This window comes from Streptomyces sp. NPDC107550 (genome assembly GCF_055639095.1).
Map to the genome: position 1 here is coordinate 232,132 of NZ_JBVKBC010000006.1, position 22,936 is coordinate 255,067.

Sequence of the window (22,936 nt, forward strand, 5' to 3'; positions counted from 1 at the left end):
CCGGGTGACGACCTATGACGATCGAGCGAGCCTCACTGATCTGACCACCACCGCGGAGCGTGTGCGCGAGTCGGTGGAGGCTGTGATCGAGGGCAAGCCGGAGGTCGTACGGCTTTCGCTGACGGTGCTCCTGGCCGAGGGGCACCTGCTCATCGAGGATGTGCCGGGCGTCGGCAAGACGATGCTCGCCAAGGCGCTCGCGCGCTCCATCGACTGCTCGGTGCGACGCATCCAGTTCACGCCCGACCTGCTGCCCTCGGACATCACCGGCGTGTCCATATGGGACCAGCAGCGCCGCGACTTCGAGTTCAAGCCCGGCGCGATCTTCGCGCAGATCGTCATCGGCGACGAGATCAACCGCGCGTCCCCGAAGACCCAGTCCGCCCTCCTGGAGTCCATGGAGGAGCGCCAGGTCACCATCGACGGGCAGTCGTACGAGCTGCCGAGCCCGTTCATGGTGGTGGCCACGCAGAACCCGGTGGAGATGGAGGGCACGTACCCGCTGCCCGAGGCGCAGCGCGACCGTTTCATGGCCCGGGTCTCCATCGGCTACCCGAGCCCCGAGGCCGAGTTGCAGATGCTGGACGTGCACGGCGGGATCTCCCCGCTCGACGACCTCCAGCCGGTGGCCCACGCGCACGACATCGTCAAGCTGGTCGACGCGGTGCGCACCGTGCACGTCGCCGACGCCGTACGGCGCTACGCGGTGGACCTGGTCGCCGCCACGCGCGCCCACCCGGAACTCAGACTCGGCGCGTCGCCGCGCGCGACGCTGCACCTGGTGCGGGCCGCGAAGGCGTCGGCGGCCCTCAGCGGCCGCGACTACGCCCTCCCCGACGACGTGCAGGCGCTCGCCGTGGCGGTCCTGGCGCACCGTCTGCTGCCCACCGCGCAGGCCCAGTTGAACCGCAGGACCGCCGAGCAGGTCGTCCTCGACATCCTCCAGCGCACCCCGGTCCCGGCCACGGACATCCCGGCGCAGCCCCGGCCCTTCGACGGCGCGCCCGCGCCGCTGTACGGCCGGCAGCCGCCCGGCACGCGGGGCATGTGATGACCGCCGGGGGGCGACACACGGCGGTGCCGGGCGCCGCGCGGAGCGGCGACGCGGCCGACGCCGCGGACGGCGAGGGCGAGCGCGGCGGTGTGCGCACGGCGCTGGCCGGGCTGACCACGCGCGGGCGTTCGTTCCTCGCGGCCGGGATCGCCGCGGCGGTCTGCGCGTACGTGCTCGGACAGCCCGACCTGCTGCGTGTCGGGCTGCTGCTCGCCGCGCTGCCGCTGGTGTGCGCGGGTGTCCTGTACCGCACCCGCTACCGGGTCGCGGGCAGCCGCCGTCTCTCCCCCGGGCGCGTCCCGGCGGGCTCCGAGGCCCGGGTGCATCTGCGGATGGACAACATCTCGCGGCTGCCGACGGGCCTGCTCATGCTCCAGGACCGCGTGCCGTACGTGCTCGGGCCCCGGCCCCGCTTCGTCCTCGACCGGGTCGAGGCGGGCGGGCGGCGCGAGGTGTCCTACCGCGTCCGCTCCGACCTGCGCGGCCGCTATCCGCTCGGCCCGCTCCAGCTGCGCCTGTCCGACCCGTTCGGCATGTGCGAGCTGACCCGGTCCTTCGCCACGTACGACACGCTGACGGTGATCCCGCGCGTGGAGGCGCTGCCCCCGGTGCGTCTCGCGGGCGAGGCCAAAGGGTACGGGGACGGCCGGCAGCGCTCGCTGGCCCTGGCCGGCGAGGACGACGTGATCCCGCGCGGGTACCGCTACGGCGACGACCTGCGCCGCGTCCACTGGCGCTCGACGGCCCGCTACGGCGAGCTGATGGTGCGCCGCGAGGAGCAGCCGCAGCGGGCCCGCTGCACGGTGCTGCTCGACACGCGCGGGTCCGCCTACCGGGGCGCCGGCCCCGACTCGGCGTTCGAGTGGGCGGTCTCGGGCACCGCGTCGGCCCTGACGCATCTGCTCGAACGAGGCTTCTCCGTACGCCTGTTGACGGACACGGGCAGCGCGGTGCCGGGCGAGTCCGGCGACGGGTTCGCGGGGGTGGGCCAGGAGTCGGCGGACGCGGCGGGCCTGATGATGGACACCCTCGCGGTCGTCGACCACTCCGCCGGCCACACCCTGTCGGGCGCGTACGACGTGATGCGCGGGGGGAACGAGGGGCTGCTGGTCGCCTTCTTCGGCGACCTCGACGAGGAACAGGCCGCGGTGGCCGCCCGGATGCGGCGGCGCAGCGGGGTGGCCGTCGCGTTCCTGCTGGACAGCGAGACCTGGGCGCGGGGCCCGGGCGGGGAGTCCTCGCCGGCCCGCGCGCGGAGCGTGCGGCGGCTCCAGGAGGCGGGCTGGACGGCGCTCGCGGTGGCGCCGGGTACTCCGCTGGTGGAGCTGTGGCGGCAGGCGGACCGGGAGCGTTCGGGGCTCGCGGCCCCGGCCGCCCCTTCGGACATGGTGGGGGGTCGGTGATGAGCGGCGGAGCCCGCCTGTCGATCTGCGCGACGCTGGCCACGTTCTTGGCCACGTGCGCGCTGTTGCCGCTGGTGGACCGGTCGACGTGGATCGTGCAGGCGGCGATCCTGCTGGTGATCCAAGCGGCGGTGGGCGCGGCGGCGCGGCGGGTGCCGCTCGCGCGTCCGCTGACCGTGCTGGCGCAGGCCGTCGTGTCGCTGCTGCTGCTCACGCTGGTGTTCGCGCACGATCAGGCGCTCGGCGCGGTGCTGCCGGGACCCGACGCGTTCCGGCACTTCGGTGAGCTGCTCTCGGCCGGCGGCGACGACGTCTCCCGGTACATGATCCCGGCGCCGCTCTCGGACGGGATCCGGCTGATGCTGGTGGGCGGCGCGCTGGCGGTGGGCCTCGCGGTGGACGCGCTGGCGGTGACGTTCCGCAGCGCCGCCCCGGCCGGGCTGCCGCTGCTCGCGCTGTACTCGGTGGCGGCGGGGCTGTCGCGGGGCAGCGCGGACTGGCTGTGGTTCCTGCTGGCGGCGGCGGGCTATCTGCTGTTGCTGCTGGCCGAGGGCCGCGACCGGCTCTCGCAGTGGGGCCGGGTCTTCGGCGGTACGGGGCAGTCCGCCGAGAGCGTGCCCGGGCGTGGCGGGGAGAGCACGGCACTCGCCCCCGTGCGCACCGGGCGGCGGATCGGCGCGGTCGCGCTCGGCATCGCCCTGGTCGTGCCGCTGGCGCTGCCCGCGCTCGACGGCGGTCTGCTGGGCGGCTCGGGCACGGGCGTGGGGGACGGGAGGGGCGGCGGGGGCACGATCTCCGCGGTCAACCCGCTGGTCTCGCTCCAGAACAGCCTGAACCAGCCGGAGGACCGGGAGGTGTTGTCGTACACGACGAGCACCGAGCAGAACTCCGACATGTACATGCGAATAGTGTCGCTCGACGAGTTCGACGGGACGACGTGGCGGCCGTCGGTACGCAGCATCACGGATGTGCCGGACAAGCTGCCGGACCCGTCGGGGCTGGCGGCGGACGTGCGCAGGACCGAGGTCCGTACGACGGTCACGGCGGCCGACTGGTACGCGCAGGACTGGCTGCCGCTGCCCTATCCGGCGACGCAGGTCGACATCGGCGGCCGCTGGCGGTTCGAGCAGGTCGGGCGGACGCTGGTGGGCGACCACGGGCAGACGACGCGCGGCAAGCGGTACGCGGTCAAGAGCCTGATCGTGCAGCCGACACCGGACCAGTTGGCGAACGCGGGCACGCCCCCGCAGGAGCTGCGGCGCGAGTTCACGAAGGTGCCGGCGTCGCTGCCGGACGTGGTCGCCGCGACGGCCCGGCACGTGACGCGGGGCGCGGCGAACGACTACGAGCGCGCGGTGAGGCTCCAGGACTACTTCGCGGTGAACGGCGGCTTCACGTACAACACGCAGGTGCAGGCGGGCAGCGGCTCGTCGGCCATAGCGCGGTTCCTGAAACAGAAGGAGGGCTTCTGCGTCCATTTCTCCTTCTCGATGGCGGCGATGGCCCGCACGCTCGGCATACCGGCGCGGGTCGCGGTCGGTTTCACGCCGGGCTCGCCCGCGGGCGACGGCCGCTACTCGGTGGGGCTGCGGGACGCGCACGCCTGGCCGGAGCTGTATTTCGAGGGGGTCGGCTGGACGCGGTTCGAGCCGACGCCGAACCGGGGTTCGGTCCCTGACTACACGCTGGACGAGACGCCCTCGGCGACCTCCTCCAGCTCCGCGGCGCCCTCGGAGTCGGCGTCGGCCGAACCGTCGGCGGCCCAGCCTTCCACCTCGCAGAGCTGCTCGCTGGCCGAGCGCAAGGACGGCAGTTGCGGCAACTCCGCGGCGGCGGTAGTCGGCGGCCCCACGGACAAGGGCACACCGCTCGGCACGGTCGTCGGGGTGACGCTGGCGGTCCTGGTGCTGCTTCTGCTGCCGATGCTGCCGATGCTGTGGCGGATCAGGGCGCGGGCCCGCCGGCTGGGCGCGCCCGGCCGCACGGACGGCGACGTGACCGCGCGGACGCTGGCGGTGTGGCGCGAGATGACGGACACGGCGTGGGACCTCGGCATCCCGCCGGACGAGTCGCTGACCCCGCGCAAGGCGGTGGCGCGGATCGTGCGGCTCGGGGAGCTGGACGCGGCGGCCTCGGCGGCGGCGCACCGGGTCGCGGGGGCGGTGGAGCAGGTGCTCTACGCCCCGCGTCCGCAGCCCTCGGCGGGCATCGGCGAGGACGTCCGGCTCGTACGGGCGGCACTGCGCGCCCACGTCAGCCGCACGACGCGCCTACGCGCGACACTCGCCCCCCGCTCAGCCATCCGAGTGACCCAAGCCCTAAGAACGCCCCCCTTCCCCCGCCCCCGCCGCACAACCCCCTGACCCCCGCCCCCCCAGGGGCGCGAGGAACCGCGCACGACACCTACAAGGGGCCCGAGCCCACAAACCCCGGGCCACAGGCCCGCGCCCAAAAACCCCGGGCCAGACCCCAACAAACCCCCGGCAAGGGGCTACGCAAAAAGGGTGACCGCACCAGCGATCACCCTCATGCCAAACTCACGACGAACGTCAGTACATCAGTACGTCAACGCCCACCCTGCTCATCACGCCGCCGCTGCCACCGCTCCTCGATGCGATCCATGACGGACCGCTTCGATCTGGCTGGGCGCCGAGCCCCGGACGGACCGCCACCCGCGACGGCTCCCGCCTGCGGCTGCTCACCCGGTTTAGGCGCCTTGCGCCAACCGGTGACCGCGAGCACCGCACAGCCCAGCATGACGAGGAACCCCACCACACTGATCCAGATCTGCTGCGCGACCATTCCTGCCATGAGGAGCGCGATACCCACCAGGAAGCCGGCGACCGCCTGATACACCCGACGCCGGGTGTACGTACGCAGCCCGCTTCCCTCAAGCGCTGTCGCGAACTTGGGATCTTCGGCGTACAGCGCTCGCTCCATCTGCTCGAGCATGCGCTGCTCGTGCTCCGAGAGCGGCACGGAGTCCTCCTCATCGTGCAGTCGCCGGGGCGACCGGGGGTCCCCTTCAGGATAGGCAGGGAATCGCCCCCGTGAAACCCGCCCCTCTACGCCAACTTCACCATTCCGGACCGTGTCACGCCGCTCCGGCTCACTGGAGGCGTCATTCCCCAGCGGCCGACCCGTCATGCCGGACGGTCTCCTTCGATCATACGGGGCCGGGCGCCCGATCGGGGGGCCTGTGGTGTACTCCATCCGCCGCTGCGCCGCTGATCAGCGGCGGATCACGCCGCCCCCGGCCGCCACCTCACCCGGCAACTCGGCCGCCGCCCCAACCGGCACCTCGGCGGGCACCCCACCCGGCACCGTCAGCCGGCGTCGGCCGCCCGCTTCTCGCCGAGCACGTGCAACTGGGTGGCGACGGAGTGGAACGCGGGCAGTTCCGCCGCCGCGGCCTCCAGCTTCAGCAGTTCCTGGAGCGCGCCCGGCTCGGTGTCCACGAGGACACCGGGGACGAGGTCGGAGAAGACCCGCACCCCGTGCACGGCGCCGACGGCGACGCCCGCCCCGCTCACGAGCCCGGAGAGCTGCTCCCCGGTGAACCGGCGCGGCACCGGGTCGCCGTCGCCCCAGCGCCCGGCCGGGTCGTCGAGCGCGTGCCGGGCCTCCTTGAAGTGGCCGGCGAGGGCGCGGGCGAGGACGGCGCCGCCCAGGCCCGCGGCGAGCAGGCTGAGCACGCCGCCGGAGCGCAGGGCGCCCACCGCGTTGCGCACGCCTTCCTCGGGCTCGTCGACGTACTCCAGGACCCCGTGGCAGAGCACGGCGTCGTACGCGTCGCGCTCCACGACGTCGAACAGGCCGGAGACATCGCCCTGGACGCCGCGCACGCGGTCGGCGACGCCCGCCTCGGCGGCCCGGCGCTCCAGCGCGAACAGTGCGTTGGGGCTCGGGTCGACGACGGTGACGCGGTGGCCCAGCTCGGCCACCGGCACCGCGAAGTTGCCGCTGCCGCCGCCGGTGTCGAGGACGTCCAGCGCCGCGCTCCCGGTGGCCTTGGCGCGACGCTCCAGGGCGTCTTTGAGGACGTCCCAGACGACGGCGGTACGGAGGGCGGCGCGGGGGCGGCTGGGGTCCGACACTGCAGGTGACTCCTCGGCGCGGCTCCGGTCGGGGGGACGGGAGCGTGAACAGGTTCGGGCGCCTCCACCCTAATGGGCGCGGATGGGGGCCCGGGACACCCCGGGGACGCGCCGAGCCGCCGGTCAGCCCGCGTCCGGCACCTCCCTGTCCGCCACCCTCACGCCGTCCTCCGCGCGGGGCTGCGGAAGCACCGGCTGGAGGACGAGCAGGCGCTCGACGAGGCGCAGGAACATCGCCACGTCCCGCAGCAGATCGTCGGCGTCGCGGGCGCTGGCCGCGTCGCGTATGCCGGCCTCGGCGCGGGCCCGCTTGGTGGCACCGGAGGCGAAGAGGGCGCTCCACTCCTCCAGTTCGGGCGCTATCTCGGGCAGGACTTCCCAGGCGCTGCGGATCCTGGCCCGGCGCCGGGCCGTGGCCTCGGGGCGGCCGCGGGCGGCGAGTACGGCGGCGGCGGTGCGCAGTGCGGCGAGGTGGGCGGTCGCGTACCGCTCGTTGGGAGCGTCGAGGCGGGCCGCCTCGTCGAGCCCGGCGCGGGCCTGGGCGAGCAGGTCGAGGGCGGCGGGCGGGGCTCCGGTCCGGCGCAGCACCGGGTGGATGTCGCTCGGCGGCCCGGCCGGTGAGGGGATCGGGCCGGTGGTGGCAGGGCGGCGTGCGGCGGTGGACGCGGTGGATGCGCGGTGTCCAGCCATGACGAACCTCCTGTCGTCTGTGTGACGGCGCAGTGGCCGTATGTGCCCATCGTGGGGCACCCCACTGACAATCGGCTCTGACCTGGGCTTTTGCCTCGATCGAAGGTTCGGGTTACTTTTTGCACTGACCAGTCAGTTCAAAAGACGGCGAGGAGTGGCCGGGTGTCGCGTGGGGGTGGGGCCATGAGCGGTCCGCAGGAAGGCGGGGCGAGCGTCGCCGCCGCGGGGTTCGGGCTGAAGGGCCCGCGCGGCTGGGCGTTCCGGGGCGTGGACCTCGACGCGCCCGCCGGTTCCCTCATCGCGGTGGAGGGACCGTCCGGCACCGGCCGTACGAGTCTTCTGCTCGCGCTGACGGGACGTATGCGCCCGGCGGAAGGGCAGGCCCGCGTCGCCGGGCTGCGGCTGCCGAAGCAGATGACGGCCGTCCGCCGGATCAGCGCCCTCGCGCAGGTCCCCGGCGTCAGCGAGCTGGACCCGGCGTACACCGTGGCGGAGCACCTGCGGGAGCGGGCGCTGTTGCAGCGCCGGTACGACGGTTCCCTGCGCGCGCTGCTGCGCCCTCGCAAGGAGCGGGTGGCGGAGGCGAAGCTGCGGATCGACACCGCGCTGGCCGCCGCGGGCCTCGACGTCGACAGCCTGCCGAAGGGGTCCCGTACGTCCGTGCGCGACCTGGAGCGGATCGAGGCGCTGCGCCTCTCGCTGGCCCTCGCGCTCATCGGGCGGCCGCGCCTGATCGCGGTGGACGACACGGACATGAAGCTGTCGGACACCGAACGGGACGCGATCTGGGACCAGTTGCGGTCGATCGCGGACGCGGGCACGACCGTCCTCGCGGTGTGCAGCGAGGCCCCGCCCGGCGCGGTCGTCGTCTCCACGGCCCCCCGGCGGACCGCGGCCCCGGACGGACCCGCCGGGCCCGCCACCCCAAAGCACGCCACCCCGAAGCACGCCACCACCGGGCACGCCGCGGACGCTCCCCCGGACAGCGCCGGAGCCGTCCCCGAGGCGGGCACCAGGACCGGCCCAGAAGCCGGTGCCGAGACCGGCCCCGAAGCAGACCCCACCGCCCCCACGGGCACCGCCACTCCCACCGCCACTCCCACCGCCACCGACAAGGAGACCTCCGCCGATGCGCTCGCCGAAGCTCGCCGCGCTTGAGCTCAAGCGGTTCGGCAGGGGGAAGCTGCCGCGCGCCGCGCTCGTCGCCCTCCTGCTGCTGCCCCTGCTGTACGGCGCGCTGTACCTGTGGTCCTTCTGGGACCCGTACGGGCGCCTCGACAAGATCCCCGTGGCGCTCGTGAACGACGACAAGGGCGCGACCGCCGGCGGCAAGAAGATCGCGGCGGGCGACCAGATCACCAAGGGCCTGCTCGACAGCAAGACCTTCCAGTGGCACGAGGTCAGCTCCGCCGAGGCCAAGAAGGGCGTCGAGGACGGCACGTACTACCTGTCGCTGACGATGCCGCGCGACTTCAGCACGCGCATCGCCTCCAGCTCCGGCGCCTCCCCCGAGACGGGCGCGCTCCAGGTGCGTACGAACGACGCCAACAACTACATCGTCGGGCAGATATCCCGCACGGTGTTCTCCGAGGTGCGCTCGGCGGCCTCGAAGAACGCTTCGCGCTCCTTCCTGGACAAGATCTTCATCTCGTTCTCCGACATCCACGACGCCACCAAGAAGGCCGCCAAGGGCGCCGACGACCTCAAGGGCGGCATCGGCAAGGCCAAGAAGGGCTCCAAGGACCTCGCGGACGGGCTCACCGACGCCAAGAAGGGCAGCGGGGACCTCGCCAAGGGCCTGACGAAGCTCGACACGGGCTCCGGCGATCTGGAGACGGGCGCGCGGCAGGTGTCTGCGGGCACCCAGACGCTCGCCGACAAGGTGAACGGCGCCGCCCACGAGGTGCTGCCGTTCCTCAAGGGCAACAAGAAGCAGATCGGCGACACCGCGCGCCTGGTGGCCGATTCCGCGAAGGGCATCCGGCACAACCTCGACACCCTGGTGAAGATCGCGCCGACGGCCCGCACGGGCGCGCACGCGGGCTCCGAGATCCTGGGCGACATCTACGCGCGCCGGTGCGAGCAGGGAGCCATCGACGACCCGGCCTGCCCGGATCTGAAGAAGGCGAAGACGGCCGCGGCGGACGTGGCGACCGTCTCCGACGACCTGAACACGCTCATCAAGGACGAGCACGGCAGCCTCGCCCTCATGGACAGCCATCTGGCGACGCTCCAGAAGCAGTCCGAGGCGCTGGCCCGGCGGGCGCCGACGCTCGACAAGGACGTCGAGACGGCCGTCGCGCAGATCAACAAGCTCAACAAGGGCGCGGGCCAGGTCGCCGCCGGCGCCGAGAAGCTGCACAGCGGGCTCGGCACCGCCAAGGACGGCTCGACGACCCTCGACACGGGTGTCGGCAAGCTGAAGACCGGCGCGAACGACCTCAATGGCGGCATGTTCAAGCTCGCCGACGGCTCCGGCAAGCTCGCGGGCGGGCTGCACGACGGCGTCTCGAAGATCCCCGACTACGACAAGAAGGACCGCGACCAGCGCACCGACGTGATGGCCGACCCGGTCAAGCTCGCCTCGCAGTCGATGCACAAGGCGCCCAACTACGGCACAGGGTTCGCCCCGTACTTCATCCCGCTGTCCCTGTGGGTCGGCGCGATGGTCGCGTACATGCTGATCCAGCCGCTCAACCGGCGGGCGCTCGCCATGGGCGCCGGTTCTTGGCGGGTGGCGCTAGCGGGCTGGCTGCCGGTGGCCGCGCTCGGCGTGCTCCAGGTGGCGGCGCTGATGTCCGTGCTGCACTGGGCGCTCGGTCTGCAGATGCTGCGCGCGGGCGGCACGATCGCCTTCCTGTGCCTGGTCACCGCGTGCTTCGCGGCGATCGTGCAATGGCTGAACGCCCAGTTCGGGGCGGCGGGCCGCATCCTCGTCCTCGCCGTCTTGATGCTGCAACTGACGTCGGCGGGCGGCACGTACCCCGTGCAGACGAGCCCCGGCTTCTTCAACGCGATCCACCCGTTCCTGCCGATGAGTTACGTGGTGGACGCGCTGCGGCGGCTCATCACGGGCGGCGGCCTCGGGCCGGTGTGGCACGCGTGCGTGGTGCTCGCCGCGTTCACCGTGGGCGCCCTCGCGCTGACCGCGCTGACGGCCCGCCGCAAGCAGGTGTGGACGCTGGACCGGCTGCACCCGGAGCTGAGCCTGTGAGCGCGCCCACATCACGGCCTGTGAGAATCAAGGGCATGGACAGCAGCACACGGCGCCAGGCCACCCGGCAGAAGCTCTACGAGGCGGCGGTCACGCTCATCGCGGAGCAGGGGTTCTCCGCGACGACCGTCGACGAGATCGCCGAGCGCGCCGGGGTGGCCAAGGGCACGGTCTACTACAACTTCGCCAGCAAGTCCGTCCTCTTCGAGGAGCTTCTGCGGCACGGCGTCGGGCTGCTCACCGCGTCCCTGCGCGACGCGGCGCGGAAGGCGGACGAGCGGAGCGGCAGCAAGATCGACGCCCTGGACGCGATGATCCGCGCCGGCCTGGTCTTCATCCAGCAATACCCGGCTTTCACGCAGCTGTACGTCGCCGAACTGTGGCGCACCAACAGGGCCTGGCAGTCGACGCTGGCCGTCGTGCGCCAGGAGGCGGTGGCCGTGGTGGAGGGCGTGCTGCGCGGTGCCGTGGAGTCCGGCGAGCTGAGCGAGGAGATCGACGTACCGCTGACGGCGGCGGCCCTGGTGGGCATGGTGCTGGTCGCGGCACTCGACTGGCAGGCGTTCCAGCCGCAGCGCTCGCTCGACGACGTGCACGCGGCGCTGTCGCTGCTGCTCCAGGGGCGGGTGGGCGGCGGTCAGCCGCTGACAGGGCCCGCGTGATGGTCGCCGTGCGCTGAGGCGCCGTCCGGCGCGGCCCGTGGTCACCCACCGGCCGCGCCGAAGCGACGTATCCCCCGTGCTCCCCCGTGCTTCCCCCGTACTCCCCCGTGCCTCGCCCTCACCCTGACGGGTGAGAGGAGCGGCCAAGGGCGCCACGTCCGTTCCGCCGCCCCGTGTCGGCGGTGCCGGGGCGGCGCCCCTCTCCGTGGCCTCCACTCTTCCGTCCCCGCAGGTCACAGCCCATCCGCGTACCTACTCATCTGCGTGCCTAGGTACGCGTACTCAGACGCACGCGCGCGTGCCCACCCGCTCCGGGCCCCCGACCGGCTTACGCTCATGTCCGTGTCCGTACTCCCCCTGGTCTTCACCAGCGGCTGGGCGAGCGGCATCAACGCGTACGCGGTGGTCCTGCTGCTCGGCGTCTTCGGCGCGAGCGGACTCAGCGACGACGTGCCTGCCGCCCTCCAGCGCCCCGACGTGCTGATCGCCGCCGCGCTGCTGTTCCTGTGCGACACGGTCGCCGACAAGATCCCGTACGTGGACTCCGTGTGGGACACCGTGCACACCGTGATCCGGCCGGTGTCGGGGGCCGTCGTCGGGGCGCTGCTCGCCGGGCAGAGCGGGTCACTGTCCGATCTGGCGGCGGGCGCGATCGGCGGCTCCACGGCGCTGGCCAGCCACTCGGTGAAGGCCGGCACCCGGATGGCGATCAACACCTCGCCCGAGCCGCTGTCGAACATCGTGATGAGCACGGCCGAGGACCTCGGGGTCGCGGGCGTCGTCACGTTCGCCATGTTCCACCCGGTGGCGGCGGCCGTCGTCGCGGCGGTCCTGCTCGTCCTCGGCCTGGTGCTGCTGTTCTTCCTGATGCGCCGCATCCGCCGGTTCCTCCGGCGCCGCGCACAGCGCCGCGAGGAGAAGCGGCTCCTGCGCGCGGAGCCGCCGCCCTGACCTGCGGGCGGGATTGTCAGTGGGGGTCGCTAAAGTCGCTCGCATGGCACGGATTGCGGTGATCGGCGCGGGACTGGGCGCCATGGCTGCCGCCGCTCGGCTGGCCGTCGCGGGCCACCGACCGGTGGTCTTCGAGCGCGGGGCCACGTACGGCGGGGCCGTGGGCCTCTTCGAGCGGGACGGCTTCGCGTTCGACACGGGCCCGGGGCTGCTCCCGCTGCCCGCGGTCTACCGCGACCTGTTCCTGAAGACGGGCAAGGAGCCGCTGGAGGACCTCGCCGGGCTCACCCAGGTCGAGCCGGCCGTACGCCACGTCTTCGCGGACGGCACGACGACGGACCTGCCGAACGCGCGCAGGGCGGGCGTCGCCGAGGCGCTGGACGCGGCGATCGGCGCGGGCGCGGGGGCGCGCTGGTCGGCGTTCATGAACCGCGCGCGGGAAGCATGGGACCGCTCCCGGCGCCCGCTCCTGGAGGAGCCCCTGTGGCCGAACTGGGAGGTGCTGGCCGCCCGTGAGCCCTACCCGGCCGAGGTCCGCAAGCGCCTCCTGCGCAAGGACCTCAAGGCGACCACCCTCGCCGAGATCGGCGCTTTCGAACTGGGCGGCGAGCCCCGCCTGACGGCCCTCCTGGAGAGTTACGCGCTGGCCTGCGGCCTCGATCCGCGGACGGCGCCGGCGAGCGCGGCGGTGCTGCCGTACATGGAGCAGACGTTCGGCACCTGGGCGGTCACGGGCGGCATGCGGGCGCTGGCGGACGCGCTCCACGCGCGGTGCGTGCGGCGCAAGGTGGAGTTCCGGTTCGGGGCGCCGGTGGTGCGGATCGTGGAGAAGGACGGGCGCGCGGCGGGCGTGGAGCTGGCCGACGGCTCGGTGGAGGAAGCCGCGTTCGTGGTGGCGGGCGTCGCGCCGTCCGTCCTGGAGCGGCTGGCGCCCGGGCGCGCGCTGCGCGACGGTGTGCCCGCGCAGGCGGAGGCGGGCGTGCCGAGCCGCCTCGTGGCGCATCTGGCGCTGCGCGGCGGACGTCCGGACGGCACACCGCACCGCACGGTCGTCCACGGCGCGGACCGGGACGCGGAGCACGCGTGGCTGTTCGACGGCGGGCCGTGGCCCGCGAGACCCACGGTGACCGTGCTGCGCCCGGGCGAGCGCGCCCAGGTGCCGGACGAGGAGCACGAGGCGGTCACCGTGACGGTGACGGTCCCGGCGGGCGCGCGCGTGGGGGACGCGGAGGCCGAGTCGGCCCTCGCGGCGGCGGAGCGGGCGGTGCCGGGACTGCGGGAGCGGCTGCTGTGGCACGAGGTGCGCACGCCCGCGGACATCGCCGAGGCGACCGGCGCCGAGGGCGGTGCGGTGCCCGCGCCCGCTCTGGCCGCGGCGGACGGCCGCCTGCTGCACCCGGCGAACGGGACGGCGATGGCGGGCCTGTTCGCGGTGGGCGGCTGGTCGCACCCGGGCGGCGGGCTGCCGCACGCGGGCATGTCGGGCGCGCTGGCGGCGGGCCTGATCGTGGAGGGACCGGAGTTCCGCGGCTCGCAGTGAGCCGCGGTCAGTAGCGGAACTGCTGCTCGTTGAAGCCCGCGTCGTACCCGGCGTTCGGGTCGTGCGGCGGATAGCCGGGGTAGCCCTGCTGCGGCTGCTCGGGCGGGAGTTCGCCGCCGTACTGCTGCTGCTCGTCCCCGTTGCGCTGCTGCGGGACCCAGACGCCGCCGGGCGGGGTGTCGGTGCCGTAGCCGCTGTCGGCATACGGGTCGTGGTACTGCTGGCCGGTGCCGTACGTGTCGCCGTACTGGGGCTGCGCGGGGTAGCTCTGCGCGCCGATGTACGGGTCGGAGTAGGGGGCCGCGTAGGGCTGTTGGCCCTGGTCGTAGCCGTAGCCGTACGAGGACTGCTGCCCCTGGTCGTGGCCGAAGGACGCGGTGTCGTGGCCGTAGCCGGCCTGGGTCTGCTCGCCGCCGTGGGCGTAGCCGGAGTCGCTCTGGGCGTAGGCGGAGTCGCTGTAGACGCCGTACTGGCCGGTGTCGTCGGGCATCGGCTCGGCGGCCGCGTACACGGCGGTCTGCTCGGCCGCCGACTCCGGGGCGTAGACGTCGGGGGCCCGCTGCGGCTCGTACTCCACGTCGGAGACCTGGAGCGTGGGTTCCTGGCGGGCCGGGGCCTCCTTGCGGCGGCGCTTGCTGCCGCCGCCTCGGCCGCTCTCGCCGGCCGGGGCGCCCTTGAGCGCCCAGCCCTCGGCGAAGCCGCGCCGGAAGGAGAGGGTGACGTACGTCTGTCCGACGGCGAACGCGATGGCGCCGATCCCGATGACGATCACCGACGGCATCAGGACGCCGACGACCACTAGGAGGAAGCCGCCGAAGGCGAGCAACCGCCAGCGCAGCCGCGCCTTGTACTGGAGCAGCACCTCACCGAGGAGCCAGAGTGCCACCAGTCCGAACGCGATGTAGAGGACCGCCCAGCCCATGTACGCCCCTCTCGTACGGCCGTGTCCCGGGGTGGGTACGGCCCCCTAGGCCCGCTGCTCGTGCAGGCCCAGGTTTTCGTAGATTTCCAGCGTCGCAGTGGAGTTGTTGAGCGTGATGAAGTGCAGACCCGGTACGCCTTCGTCAAGCAGCTTCGCGCAGAACTCCGTTGCGAACTCGATGCCAATGGAGCGTACAGCGGCGGGATCGTCTTTGGCTGTGAGGATGCGCTCTTTGAGGGCGGGCGGGAAGTCGGCGTTGCTCAGCTTCGGCAGCCGCTCCAGCATGCGCACGCTCGTGACCGGCATGCACTCCGGGATGATCGGCGTGTCGCAGCCGGCGGCGGCGACCTTGTCGCGCAGCCGCAGATATTCCTCCGGGTAGAAGAACATCTGCGTGATGGCGTAGTCGGCGCCCGCGCGGCACTTGTCGACGAAATGCCGCACGTCGGAGCCCCAGTCGGCGGAGCGCGGGTGCATCGCGGGGAACGCGGCGACGCCGACGCAGAAGTCCCCGGATTCCTTGATCAGTTCGACGAGTTCCGCCGCGTACCGCAGGCCCTGCGGGTGGGCGAGCCACTCGCCCATCGGGTCGCCGGGCGGGTCGCCGCGCACCGCGAGCATGTTCCGGATGCCGGCGTCCGCGTACTGGCCGATGATGTTGCGCAGTTCGGCGACGGAGTGTTCGACGGCCGTGATGTGCGCGACCGGCGTGAGCGTCGTGTCGGCGACGATCTGCTGGGTCTCCTTGACGGTCCCGGCCCGCGTGGAGCCGCCCGCGCCGTACGTCACGGAGACGAAGTCGGGCGCGACGGCCTCCACCCTGCGCAGCGCGTTCCACAGGTTCCGCTCGCCCTTCGGGGTCTTCGGCGCGGAGAACTCGAACGAGTACGTCGTCTTTCCGGGCGCGAGCATGTCGCGCACCGTGCGGGCGCGATCAGTCCTGGTGGAAGGGGTGCCAAGGGCCATACCGGCAGGTTACTGACGTGAGCGCCGAGCCCCTAATCCCCGTCCACCCTGCGGACAGGCATCCGTCGGGTACCGGCCACGGGGGTCGCGCGCGTGGCGGCGCGAGGGTGCGCCGGGGGCTCGCGCGGGCGCCTTCGGGCCGCGTCAGAGGGCGCGCAGCCGCTTGGCGAACTCGGCGGCGGCGGCGCCCGGGTCGTCGGCCTCGGTGATGGCCCGTACGACGACGACGCGGCGGGCGCCCGCCTCGACGACCTCGTCGAGGGTCGTCAGGTCGATGCCGCCGATGGCGAACCACGGGCGGTCGGTCCCGAGCGCGGCCGTGTGCCGGACCAGGCCGAGGCCCGGGGCGTGCCGGCCGGGCTTGGTGGGCGTGGGCCAGCAGGGGCCGGTGCAGAAGTAGTCCACGCCGTCCTGGACGGCGGCGGCGGACGCCTCCGCCTCGGAGTGCGTGGAGCGGCCGATGAGCACGTCGTCGCCGAGCAGCGCGCGGGCGGCGGGCACGGGCAGGTCGCCCTGGCCCAGGTGCAGCACGTCGGAGGCGGCGGCGTGGGCGACGTCCGCCCGGTCGTTCACCGCGAACAGTTTGCCGTGGCGGCGGGCCGCGTCGGCGAACACGGCGAGGTGTTCCAGTTCTTCGCCGGCCTCCATGCCCTTGTCGCGCAGTTGCACGATGTCCACCCCGGCCGCCAGGACGGCGTCGAGGAACTGCGGCAGGTCGCCCTGCCGCTTGCGCGCGTCGGTGCACAGGTAGAGCCGCGCGTCGGCGAGCCGGGCGCGCTGGGTGTCCGCCATGGAAGTCCCCCCGTGGGTGGTGCGTGTCGGTGGTGTGCGCGCCCCGCGCGGGCGGGGCGCGCACACCGGACGGTCGTCAGGTCACACGGCGAGCGCCTGGGCGCGACGCTTCACCTCCGTGCCGCGATTCTCGCTCAGGGCCTGCGCGGGCGTGCCCGGCAGGGTCGGGTCGGGGGTGAAGAGCCACTCCAGCATCTCTTCGTCACTGAAGCCGTCGTCCCTCAGGAGCGTCAGGGTCCCGGTGAGGCCCTTGACGACCTTGTCGCCGTCGATGAAGGCGGCGGGCACGTGCAGTGCCCTGTTCTCACCACGGCGTACGGCGATGAGCTGGCCTTCCTTCACCAGCTGCCGCACGCGGGTCACCTCGACACCGATCTGCTCGGCGATGTCGGGGAGGGTGAGCCAGGCGGGGACGAGAGCATCGATCTTTGCGTCAATCTCGGTCACGCCACAAGCCTGCCACCTCGCACTGACAGTCGGAAGCCGGGCCGGTCCGACCAGGGGTTCCGCGGTGTGCCATCGCGCCCGCGCGCGGGTGCCGCGCTCAGGCGACGGCGGCCTTCAGGGGGCGGGCGGGGTCGGCGAGGCGCTCGGGGTCCAGCGGGGCGGCGGACTCGATGAGCTTGCGGCCCTGGGCGAGGTCGCGGGGCTTGCCGACGGCGAGGACGGCGACGAGGGCGCCCTCGCGCAGCCAGCACACCGACCAGGCGGCGCCGGCCGGGTCGCCGCGCCAGACGGTGGTGTCGGCGGCCTGGTGGTGGCCCGCGTACTGCACGAAGCGGCCGAACTGCTCGGACCAGAAGTAGGGCACCGGGTCGTAGTCCACCGGCGTCTCGCCGATGATGTCGGCGGCGACCGTGCGGGGGCCCTGGAGGGCGTTGTCCCAGTGGTGGACGAGCAGGCGGCGGCTGTAGCGGCGCGAGGGGAAGGAGGCACAGTCCCCGACCGCGTACACATCAGGTACGGAGGTGCGCAGCCGCTCGTCGGCCAGGACCTCGCGGTGCTCTCCCAGCTCGATGCCGGAGCCGGTGAGCCAGCGCGTGGCGGGGCGGGCGCCGATGCCGACGACGACGGCCTCGGCGGGGAGCCGGCTGCCGTCGTCGAGGACGACCGTGCCGGGTTCGACGCGCTCCACGCGCGCGTGGGTGCGCAGTTCCGCGCCGGCGTCCGCGTACCAGTGGGCCATGGGCGCGGCGACCTCGGCGGGCAGCGCGCCGGTCAGCGGGCGGTCCGCTGCCTCCACGACGGTGACGCGGCAGCCCGCCTCGCGCGCGGCGGTGGCGAACTCGGCGCCGATCCAGCCGGCGCCGACGACCACGACGTCCCGCTGGCCGGCGAGGACGGGCCGCAGCCGCTCGGCGTCGTCGAGGGTGCGCAGGACGTGGACGCTCTCGGCGCCCGCGTCCTCGTCCGCGCCGGGCAGGCGCACCGGTTCGGCGCCGGTGGCGAGGACGAGGACGTCGTAGGCCACGGGACCGCGGTCGGTGTCGAGCGCGTGGTCGGCGGGGCGCAGGCCGGTGACCTCGCGGCCGAGTTCGAGGGTGACGCCGAGCGCGTCGAAGTCGACGTCGAAGGCGGAGCCGTCGGCCTTGCCGAGCAGGACGGCCTTGGACAGCGGCGGGCGGTCGTAGGGGCGGTGCGGTTCGGCGCCGATGAGCGTGACGGTGCCGGCGAAGCCCTGTTCGCGCAGGGCGACGGCGGTCTGGACGCCTGCCATGCCCGCGCCCACGACGACGACGTGCCGCTGCCTTGCAGGGGTCCCGGTTCCGCTCCGCTGATCGCTCACGGGTTCACCTTAGGCATCCGATCTTCGTCCAGTCAGCGTCGCGGGCCACTCCCGCCCCGTGACGTCCTGCACACGTGTCACCGGGTTTAGCGATCATGGCCGTCGGGGCGGTGACGGGCGCGGGTCCGCCTTACGGGGCGCCGGGCGGACGGGCTAGGGTGGCGGGCGCAGAGCACTCGCGGGAGCCCGTACGCAGCGGGCTGAGAGGAAGGCTGGAGCGGCCTTCGACCGTACGAACCTGATCCGGGTCATGCCGGCGAAGGGAGGGGCTGGACGCCCATGTCGCGTACGCCATCCAAGGAATCGGCCGCCGTCGACGTCCTCGTCGTCGGGGGCGGTGTCATCGGTCTGGTGACCGCCTGGCGGGCCGCGCAGCGCGGTCTGTCGGTCGCGGTCGTGGACCCCGAGCCGGGCGGCGGGGCCGCCCAGGTCGCGGCGGGCATGCTCGCCGCCGTCACGGAACTGCACTACGGCGAGCAGACGCTGCTCGGCCTCAATCTGGCGTCGGCGCGGCGCTATCCGGCGTTCGCGGCGGAGCTGGCGCAGGCGAGCGGGCGGGATCTCGGCTACCGCACCTGCGGCACGCTCGCGGTCGCCCTGGACACGGACGACCGGGCGCACCTGCGGGAGCTGCACGCGCTGCACACCCGCTCGGGCCTGGAGTCGGAGTGGCTGTCGGGCCGTGAGTGCCGCCGCCTGGAGCCGATGCTCGCGCCGGGCGTGCGCGGGGGGCTGCGGGTCGACGGTGACCACCAGATCGACCCGAGGAAGCTCTCCAGCGCCCTTCTGACGGCCTGTGAGCGCGCCGGGGTCGCCTTCCACCGGGCCTGGGCGCAGCGGCTGCGGACGGCCGGGGACCGGGCCTGCGGGGTGACGCTCACCGACGGGACCGCTCTCGCCGCCGGGCAGGTCGTCCTCGCGGGCGGCAGCCGCAGCGGGCGGCTCGACGGGGTGCCGCCCGAGGTGGCGCCGCCGGTGCGCCCGGTCAAGGGGCAGGTGCTGCGCCTGCGCGTGCCGCCCCGCTACGCGCCGTTCCTGAGCCGCACGGTGCGCGCGGTGGTGCGCGGCGGCGCCCTGTACCTCGTGCCGCGTGCCGACGGCGAGCTGGTCGTCGGCGCGACCTCCGAGGAGCTGGGCTGGGACACCACGGTCACGGCTGGCGGGGTGTACGAGCTTCTGCGCGACGCGCACGAACTGGTGCCCGGCATCACCGAACTGCCGCTGGTGGAGACGTGCGCGGGCCTGCGCCCCGGCTCGCCGGACAACGCGCCGCTGCTCGGTCCGACCGCGCTGGCGGGCCTGCATCTGGCGACCGGCCACCACCGCAACGGCGTGCTGCTGACCCCGGTCACCGGCGATGTCCTCGCGCACGCGCTGGTCACCGGCGAACTGCCCGAAGAGGCCCGCCCGTTCACCCCCCGGCGCTTCGCCGCCGTCCCCGAGGAGCTGCCCGTATGAGCGCGCCCGTGCTGACCGTGTCCGTGAACGGCGAGACCCGCGCGGTCGGCGCCGACACCACCCTCGACGCCCTCGTCGCCACGCTGACCGCCGCGCCCGCCGGAGTCGCGGCCGCGCTGAACGAGACGGTCGTCCCCCGTACGCGCTGGGCGCTGACCCCGCTGCGCGACGGCGACCGCGTCGAGGTCCTGACCGCCGTACAGGGAGGCTGAACCATGGCGGACGACGCTTTCGAGCTGGGCGGCTCGACCTACTCCTCGCGCCTGATCATGGGCACGGGCGGCGCCCCGAGCCTGGACGTGCTGGAACGTTCCCTCGTGGCGTCCGGCACGGAACTGACGACCGTGGCGATGCGCCGGGTGGACGCGAGCGTGCACGGCTCGGTGCTGTCGGTCCTGGAGCGGCTCGGCATCCGGGTGCTGCCGAACACGGCGGGCTGCTACACGGCCGGCGAGGCCGTGCTCACGGCCCGCCTCGCGCGCGAGGCGCTCGGCACGGACCTGGTGAAGCTGGAGGTCATCGCCGACGAGCGGACCCTGCTGCCCGACCCGGTCGAGCTGCTGGACGCGGCGGAGACGCTGGTCGACGACGGCTTCACCGTCCTGCCGTACACGAACGACGACCCGGTGCTCGCGCGGAAGCTGGAGGACGTGGGGTGCGCGGCCGTCATGCCGCTCGGCTCGCCCATCGGCTCCGGGCTCGGCATCCGCAACCCGCACAACTTCGAGCTGATCGTCGAGCACGCGCGCGTGCCGGTGATCCTCGACGCGGGCGCGGGCACCGCCTCGGACGTGGCGTTCGCCATGGAGCTGGGGTGCGCGGCCGTGATGCTGGCGTCGGCGGTGACGCGGGCGCAGGAGCCGGTGCTGATGGCGCAGGGCATGCGGCACGCGGTGGAGGCGGGCCGGCTGGCGCGCCGGGCGGGCCGCATCCCCAAGCGGCACTTCGCGCAGGCGTCATCGCCGGGCGCCGGGCTGGCCCGTCTGGACCCGGAGCGGCCGGCGTTCTGAGCGGGTCACAGCTCTGCTGCAGTGCGGGTTACCGGGGCCCGTACCGGGCGGCGGTGTCGGTGCCTCCTCGTACACTCGCCTGCGTGGACACGACCCTTCAGGACCCTCTGCTCGGGCAGGTGCTCGACGGCCGCTACCGCGTCGACGCCCGCATCGCGGTCGGCGGGATGGCCACGGTCTACCGGGCCGTGGACACCCGCCTCGACCGCGTGCTCGCGCTCAAGGTGATGCACCCCTCGCTGGCGGCCGACGCCTCGTTCGTCGACCGGTTCATCCGCGAGGCGAAGTCGGTCGCCCGCCTCTCCCATCCGAACGTGGTGGGGGTCTTCGACCAGGGCGCCGAGGGCGCGTACGTCTATCTGGCGATGGAGTACGTGGCGGGCTGCACCCTGCGGGACGTGCTGCGCGACCGGGGCGCGCTGCGCCCGCGCGCGGCGCTCGACATCCTGGAGCCGGTCCTCGCCGCGCTCGGGGCCGCGCACCGGGCGGGGTTCGTGCACCGCGACATGAAGCCGGAGAACGTCCTGATAGGCGACGACGGCCGAGTGAAGGTCGCGGACTTCGGCCTGGTCCGCTCGGTGGACACGGTGACGCAGACGACGGGCGCGGTGCTCGGCACGGTCTCGTATCTGGCGCCCGAGCAGATCGAGGACGGCACGGCGACGCCCAGCGTGGACGTGTACGCGTGCGGTGTCGTGCTGTACGAGATGCTGACCGGCGGCAAGCCGCACGCGGGCGACACTCCGGCGCAGGTTCTCTACAAGCATCTGAACGAGGACGTGCCGCCGCCGTCGGCCGCCGTCCCCGGGCTCCCCTTCGAGCTGGACGAGCTGGTCGCGTCGGCGACGGCCCGCAATCCGGCAGTACGCCCGCCGGACGCGGTCGCGCTGCTCGCCCAGGCGCGGACGGCGCGCGCCGCGCTCACCGACGCGCAGCTCGACGCGGTGCCGCCGCAGGCGCGCGAGGTGGAGCACGCGGGCGCCGACGACCGTACGAGCGTCATCCCGCGCGCGGTGCGCACGGCGGGGGTGCAGTTGCCGCTGCCGGTGTCGGCGGACGCGGGAGCCGGTTCAGGGGCCGGTGTCGGTGTGGGGGGCGTTCAGCACACGAGCCGGCTGGAGTCGCCGCCGCCTCCTCCCCCGGGGGCCCGGCGCGGGCTCGCGGGCCGGTTCGGGCGGGGCGCTCCGCGCCGGGGCACGTTCGCCGTCGTCGGTGCGCTGCTGCTCGCGCTGGGGCTGGGCGCGGGCGTCTGGTACATCAACTCGGGCCAGTTCACGAAGGTCCCCTCGCTGCTGACGAAGTCGCAGGCGGAGGCGGAGCGCCGGCTGTCCGAGGCGGGCCTCAAGCCCGGCAAGGTGACCCGGCGCTACAGCGACGCGTACGAGCGCGGCACGGTGATGGGCACGGCCCCGAAGGCCGGTGAGCGCATCCGCGACCACGGCACGGTCGCGCTGACGGTGTCGCGTGGCCCGGAGACGGTGAAGGTGCCGGATGTCGCGGGCCGGTCGCTGGCCGACGCGAAGGCGGCGCTCAAGGAGCGGGGGCTGGCGCCGGGCATGGTGACGCGGAAGTTCAGCGAGCAGATCGGCCGGGGGTCGGTCATCGGTACGGATCCGCCGTCCGGCAAGGTCCGCAGGGCCGGTTCCGCCGTCGCGCTGATCGTCTCCAAGGGGGCGCCGATCGATGTGCCCGACGTGACCGGCGAGAGCGAGCAGGACGCCGTGACCGAGCTGGAGGACGCGGGCTTCCAGGTGAAGATCGCGCCGCAGCGGGTCAACTCCGACGAGGACAAGGGCAGCGTGGCCCGGCAGTCGCCCCGCGAGGGCGGGAAGCTGGCCGAGGGGGACACGGTGACGCTCACGATCTCCAAGGGGCCGGTCATGGTGGAGGTGCCCGATGTCACCGGGATGAGCGTCTCGGATGCGCGGAACAAGTTGGAGGGGGCGGGGTTCCAGGTCGATGAGGATCGGGGGCTGCTCGGGTTGTTCGGCGACACGGTGAAGAGTCAGTCGGTCGAGGGTGGGGACGAGGCGCCCAAGGGGGCGACCATCAAGATCACCATTCGCTAGGTCTTGCGCCGATCCCCGCGCCGGGGGGGGGAGTTCTCGGGCGGAGGCCCATAGCACCTCAGGTTTTGCGCAGTTCCCCGCGCCCCTAAGCAGGTGGGTGGCTCCGGCCGGTGGGGATCCTCGGCTTTCGCCGTGGCTGGTCGCGCAGTTCCCCGCGCCCCTGAGGAGCGGGGCTTCGCCCCAGCTCCCCAGGGGAGGAGGTGGCGACGAAGTCGCCCCTCCTAGGGGCGCGGGGAACTGCGCGACCAGCCACCCACCGGGCAGAGGCCAGATGATCACCGCACCCCGACCCGCCCCCACCCCCGGAGGGCATGGCACGCTG

General features: G+C 73.7%; 20 protein-coding genes and 1 riboswitch. Of the genes, 12 read left to right on the forward strand and 8 right to left on the reverse strand.

Translation table 11 applies throughout. The annotated features are described in order from the left end of the window. The first annotated feature begins 4 nt into the window (after nt 1-4). Genes ACZ7LY_RS11685 through ACZ7LY_RS11695 form a run of 3 tightly spaced genes read left to right on the forward strand, consistent with a single transcriptional unit; the run spans nt 5 to nt 4,820 of the window. Nucleotides 5-1,051, forward strand: a complete 1,047-nt coding sequence (locus ACZ7LY_RS11685) for an AAA family ATPase (protein ID WP_471624350.1) — start codon at nt 5-7, stop codon at nt 1,049-1,051. Next, nucleotides 1,051-2,457: a DUF58 domain-containing protein gene (locus tag ACZ7LY_RS11690; RefSeq protein ID WP_471624351.1), complete on the forward strand. Its 1,407-nt coding sequence runs from the start codon at nt 1,051-1,053 to the stop codon at nt 2,455-2,457. The genes ACZ7LY_RS11685 and ACZ7LY_RS11690 overlap by 1 nt, the downstream gene beginning before the upstream one ends. After that, nucleotides 2,457-4,820: a transglutaminase TgpA family protein gene (locus ACZ7LY_RS11695; RefSeq protein WP_471624352.1), complete on the forward strand. Its 2,364-nt coding sequence runs from the start codon at nt 2,457-2,459 to the stop codon at nt 4,818-4,820. The genes ACZ7LY_RS11690 and ACZ7LY_RS11695 overlap by 1 nt, the downstream gene beginning before the upstream one ends. A 202-nt stretch (nt 4,821-5,022) precedes the next feature. Here the strand turns inward: ACZ7LY_RS11695 and ACZ7LY_RS11700 are convergent, their stop codons facing one another. The 3 genes from ACZ7LY_RS11700 to ACZ7LY_RS11710 form a co-directional block, all read right to left on the reverse strand. After that, on the reverse strand, nt 5,023-5,436 hold the full coding sequence (locus tag ACZ7LY_RS11700; RefSeq protein WP_471624353.1) for a DUF3040 domain-containing protein: 414 nt from the start codon (nt 5,434-5,436) through the stop codon (nt 5,023-5,025). Between the two features lie 347 nt (nt 5,437-5,783). Next, complete coding sequence (locus ACZ7LY_RS11705) at nt 5,784-6,554, reverse strand: methyltransferase (protein WP_471624354.1); 771 nt, start codon at nt 6,552-6,554, stop codon at nt 5,784-5,786. 123 nt (nt 6,555-6,677) lie between these two features. After that, nucleotides 6,678-7,244: an SAV_6107 family HEPN domain-containing protein gene (locus ACZ7LY_RS11710; protein WP_471624355.1), complete on the reverse strand. Its 567-nt coding sequence runs from the start codon at nt 7,242-7,244 to the stop codon at nt 6,678-6,680. A 183-nt stretch (nt 7,245-7,427) separates the two neighbouring features. Here ACZ7LY_RS11710 and ACZ7LY_RS11715 point away from each other — a divergent pair, with 183 nt between their 5' ends. The 5 genes from ACZ7LY_RS11715 (at nt 7,428) to ACZ7LY_RS11735 (ending at nt 13,611) form a co-directional block, all read left to right on the forward strand. Then, on the forward strand, nt 7,428-8,402 hold the full coding sequence (locus ACZ7LY_RS11715; RefSeq protein WP_471624356.1) for an ATP-binding cassette domain-containing protein: 975 nt from the start codon (nt 7,428-7,430) through the stop codon (nt 8,400-8,402). Continuing rightward, on the forward strand, nt 8,374-10,458 hold the full coding sequence (locus tag ACZ7LY_RS11720; protein ID WP_471624357.1) for a YhgE/Pip family protein: 2,085 nt from the start codon (nt 8,374-8,376) through the stop codon (nt 10,456-10,458). The genes ACZ7LY_RS11715 and ACZ7LY_RS11720 overlap by 29 nt, the downstream gene beginning before the upstream one ends. 35 nt (nt 10,459-10,493) lie before the next feature. Further along, the gene (locus ACZ7LY_RS11725; protein WP_471624358.1) at nt 10,494-11,120 is read left to right on the forward strand and encodes a TetR/AcrR family transcriptional regulator; all 627 of its coding nucleotides are present in this window, start codon (nt 10,494-10,496) and stop codon (nt 11,118-11,120) included. 342 nt (nt 11,121-11,462) lie between these two features. Next, on the forward strand, nt 11,463-12,071 hold the full coding sequence (locus ACZ7LY_RS11730) for a DUF4126 domain-containing protein (protein ID WP_471624359.1): 609 nt from the start codon (nt 11,463-11,465) through the stop codon (nt 12,069-12,071). 43 nt (nt 12,072-12,114) lie between these two features. Continuing rightward, nucleotides 12,115-13,611, forward strand: a complete 1,497-nt coding sequence (locus tag ACZ7LY_RS11735) for a phytoene desaturase family protein (RefSeq protein WP_471624360.1) — start codon at nt 12,115-12,117, stop codon at nt 13,609-13,611. Between the two features lie 7 nt (nt 13,612-13,618). On the opposite strand, the gene ACZ7LY_RS11740 is transcribed toward ACZ7LY_RS11735, so the two are convergent. The 5 genes from ACZ7LY_RS11740 to ACZ7LY_RS11760 form a co-directional block, all read right to left on the reverse strand. Next, nucleotides 13,619-14,533, reverse strand: a complete 915-nt coding sequence (locus ACZ7LY_RS11740) for a hypothetical protein (RefSeq protein ID WP_471624361.1) — start codon at nt 14,531-14,533, stop codon at nt 13,619-13,621. 45 nt (nt 14,534-14,578) lie between these two features. Then, complete coding sequence (metF, locus tag ACZ7LY_RS11745) at nt 14,579-15,499, reverse strand: methylenetetrahydrofolate reductase [NAD(P)H] (protein ID WP_471624362.1); 921 nt, start codon at nt 15,497-15,499, stop codon at nt 14,579-14,581. 144 nt (nt 15,500-15,643) lie between these two features. After that, on the reverse strand, nt 15,644-16,291 hold the full coding sequence (thiE, locus tag ACZ7LY_RS11750) for a thiamine phosphate synthase (RefSeq protein ID WP_471624363.1): 648 nt from the start codon (nt 16,289-16,291) through the stop codon (nt 15,644-15,646). Between the two features lie 81 nt (nt 16,292-16,372). Continuing rightward, a complete protein-coding gene (locus ACZ7LY_RS11755; RefSeq protein ID WP_471624364.1) occupies nt 16,373-16,738 on the reverse strand; it encodes an Rv2175c family DNA-binding protein in 366 nt (121 codons plus the stop codon). A 97-nt stretch (nt 16,739-16,835) separates the two neighbouring features. Further along, nucleotides 16,836-18,077, reverse strand: coding sequence for an NAD(P)/FAD-dependent oxidoreductase (locus ACZ7LY_RS11760; RefSeq protein WP_471624365.1), 1,242 nt, complete (start codon nt 18,075-18,077; stop codon nt 16,836-16,838). Nucleotides 18,078-18,245: 168 nt separating this feature from the next. Further along, a riboswitch (TPP riboswitch) is annotated at nt 18,246-18,359 on the forward strand. On the opposite strand from ACZ7LY_RS11760, the gene thiO reads away from it, so the two are divergent. From thiO to pknB, 4 genes are all read left to right on the forward strand, one after another. Further along, nucleotides 18,357-19,535 carry a glycine oxidase ThiO gene (gene thiO, locus ACZ7LY_RS11765; RefSeq protein WP_471624366.1) on the forward strand — a complete coding sequence of 393 codons (1,179 nt, stop codon included), beginning with the start codon at nt 18,357-18,359 and terminating at the stop codon, nt 19,533-19,535. (Overlaps the previous riboswitch by 3 nt.) Further along, the gene (gene thiS / locus ACZ7LY_RS11770) at nt 19,532-19,747 is read left to right on the forward strand and encodes a sulfur carrier protein ThiS (RefSeq protein ID WP_471624367.1); all 216 of its coding nucleotides are present in this window, start codon (nt 19,532-19,534) and stop codon (nt 19,745-19,747) included. Before thiO ends, thiS begins: the two co-directional genes overlap by 4 nt. Nucleotides 19,748-19,750: 3 nt before the next feature. Continuing rightward, nucleotides 19,751-20,545 carry a thiazole synthase gene (locus tag ACZ7LY_RS11775; RefSeq protein WP_471624368.1) on the forward strand — a complete coding sequence of 265 codons (795 nt, stop codon included), beginning with the start codon at nt 19,751-19,753 and terminating at the stop codon, nt 20,543-20,545. Nucleotides 20,546-20,628: 83 nt separating this feature from the next. Further along, nucleotides 20,629-22,614 (forward strand): Stk1 family PASTA domain-containing Ser/Thr kinase, encoded by a 1,986-nt coding sequence (pknB, locus tag ACZ7LY_RS11780; RefSeq protein ID WP_471624369.1) that lies wholly within the window; start codon nt 20,629-20,631, stop codon nt 22,612-22,614. The last annotated feature ends 322 nt before the right edge of the window (nt 22,615-22,936 follow it).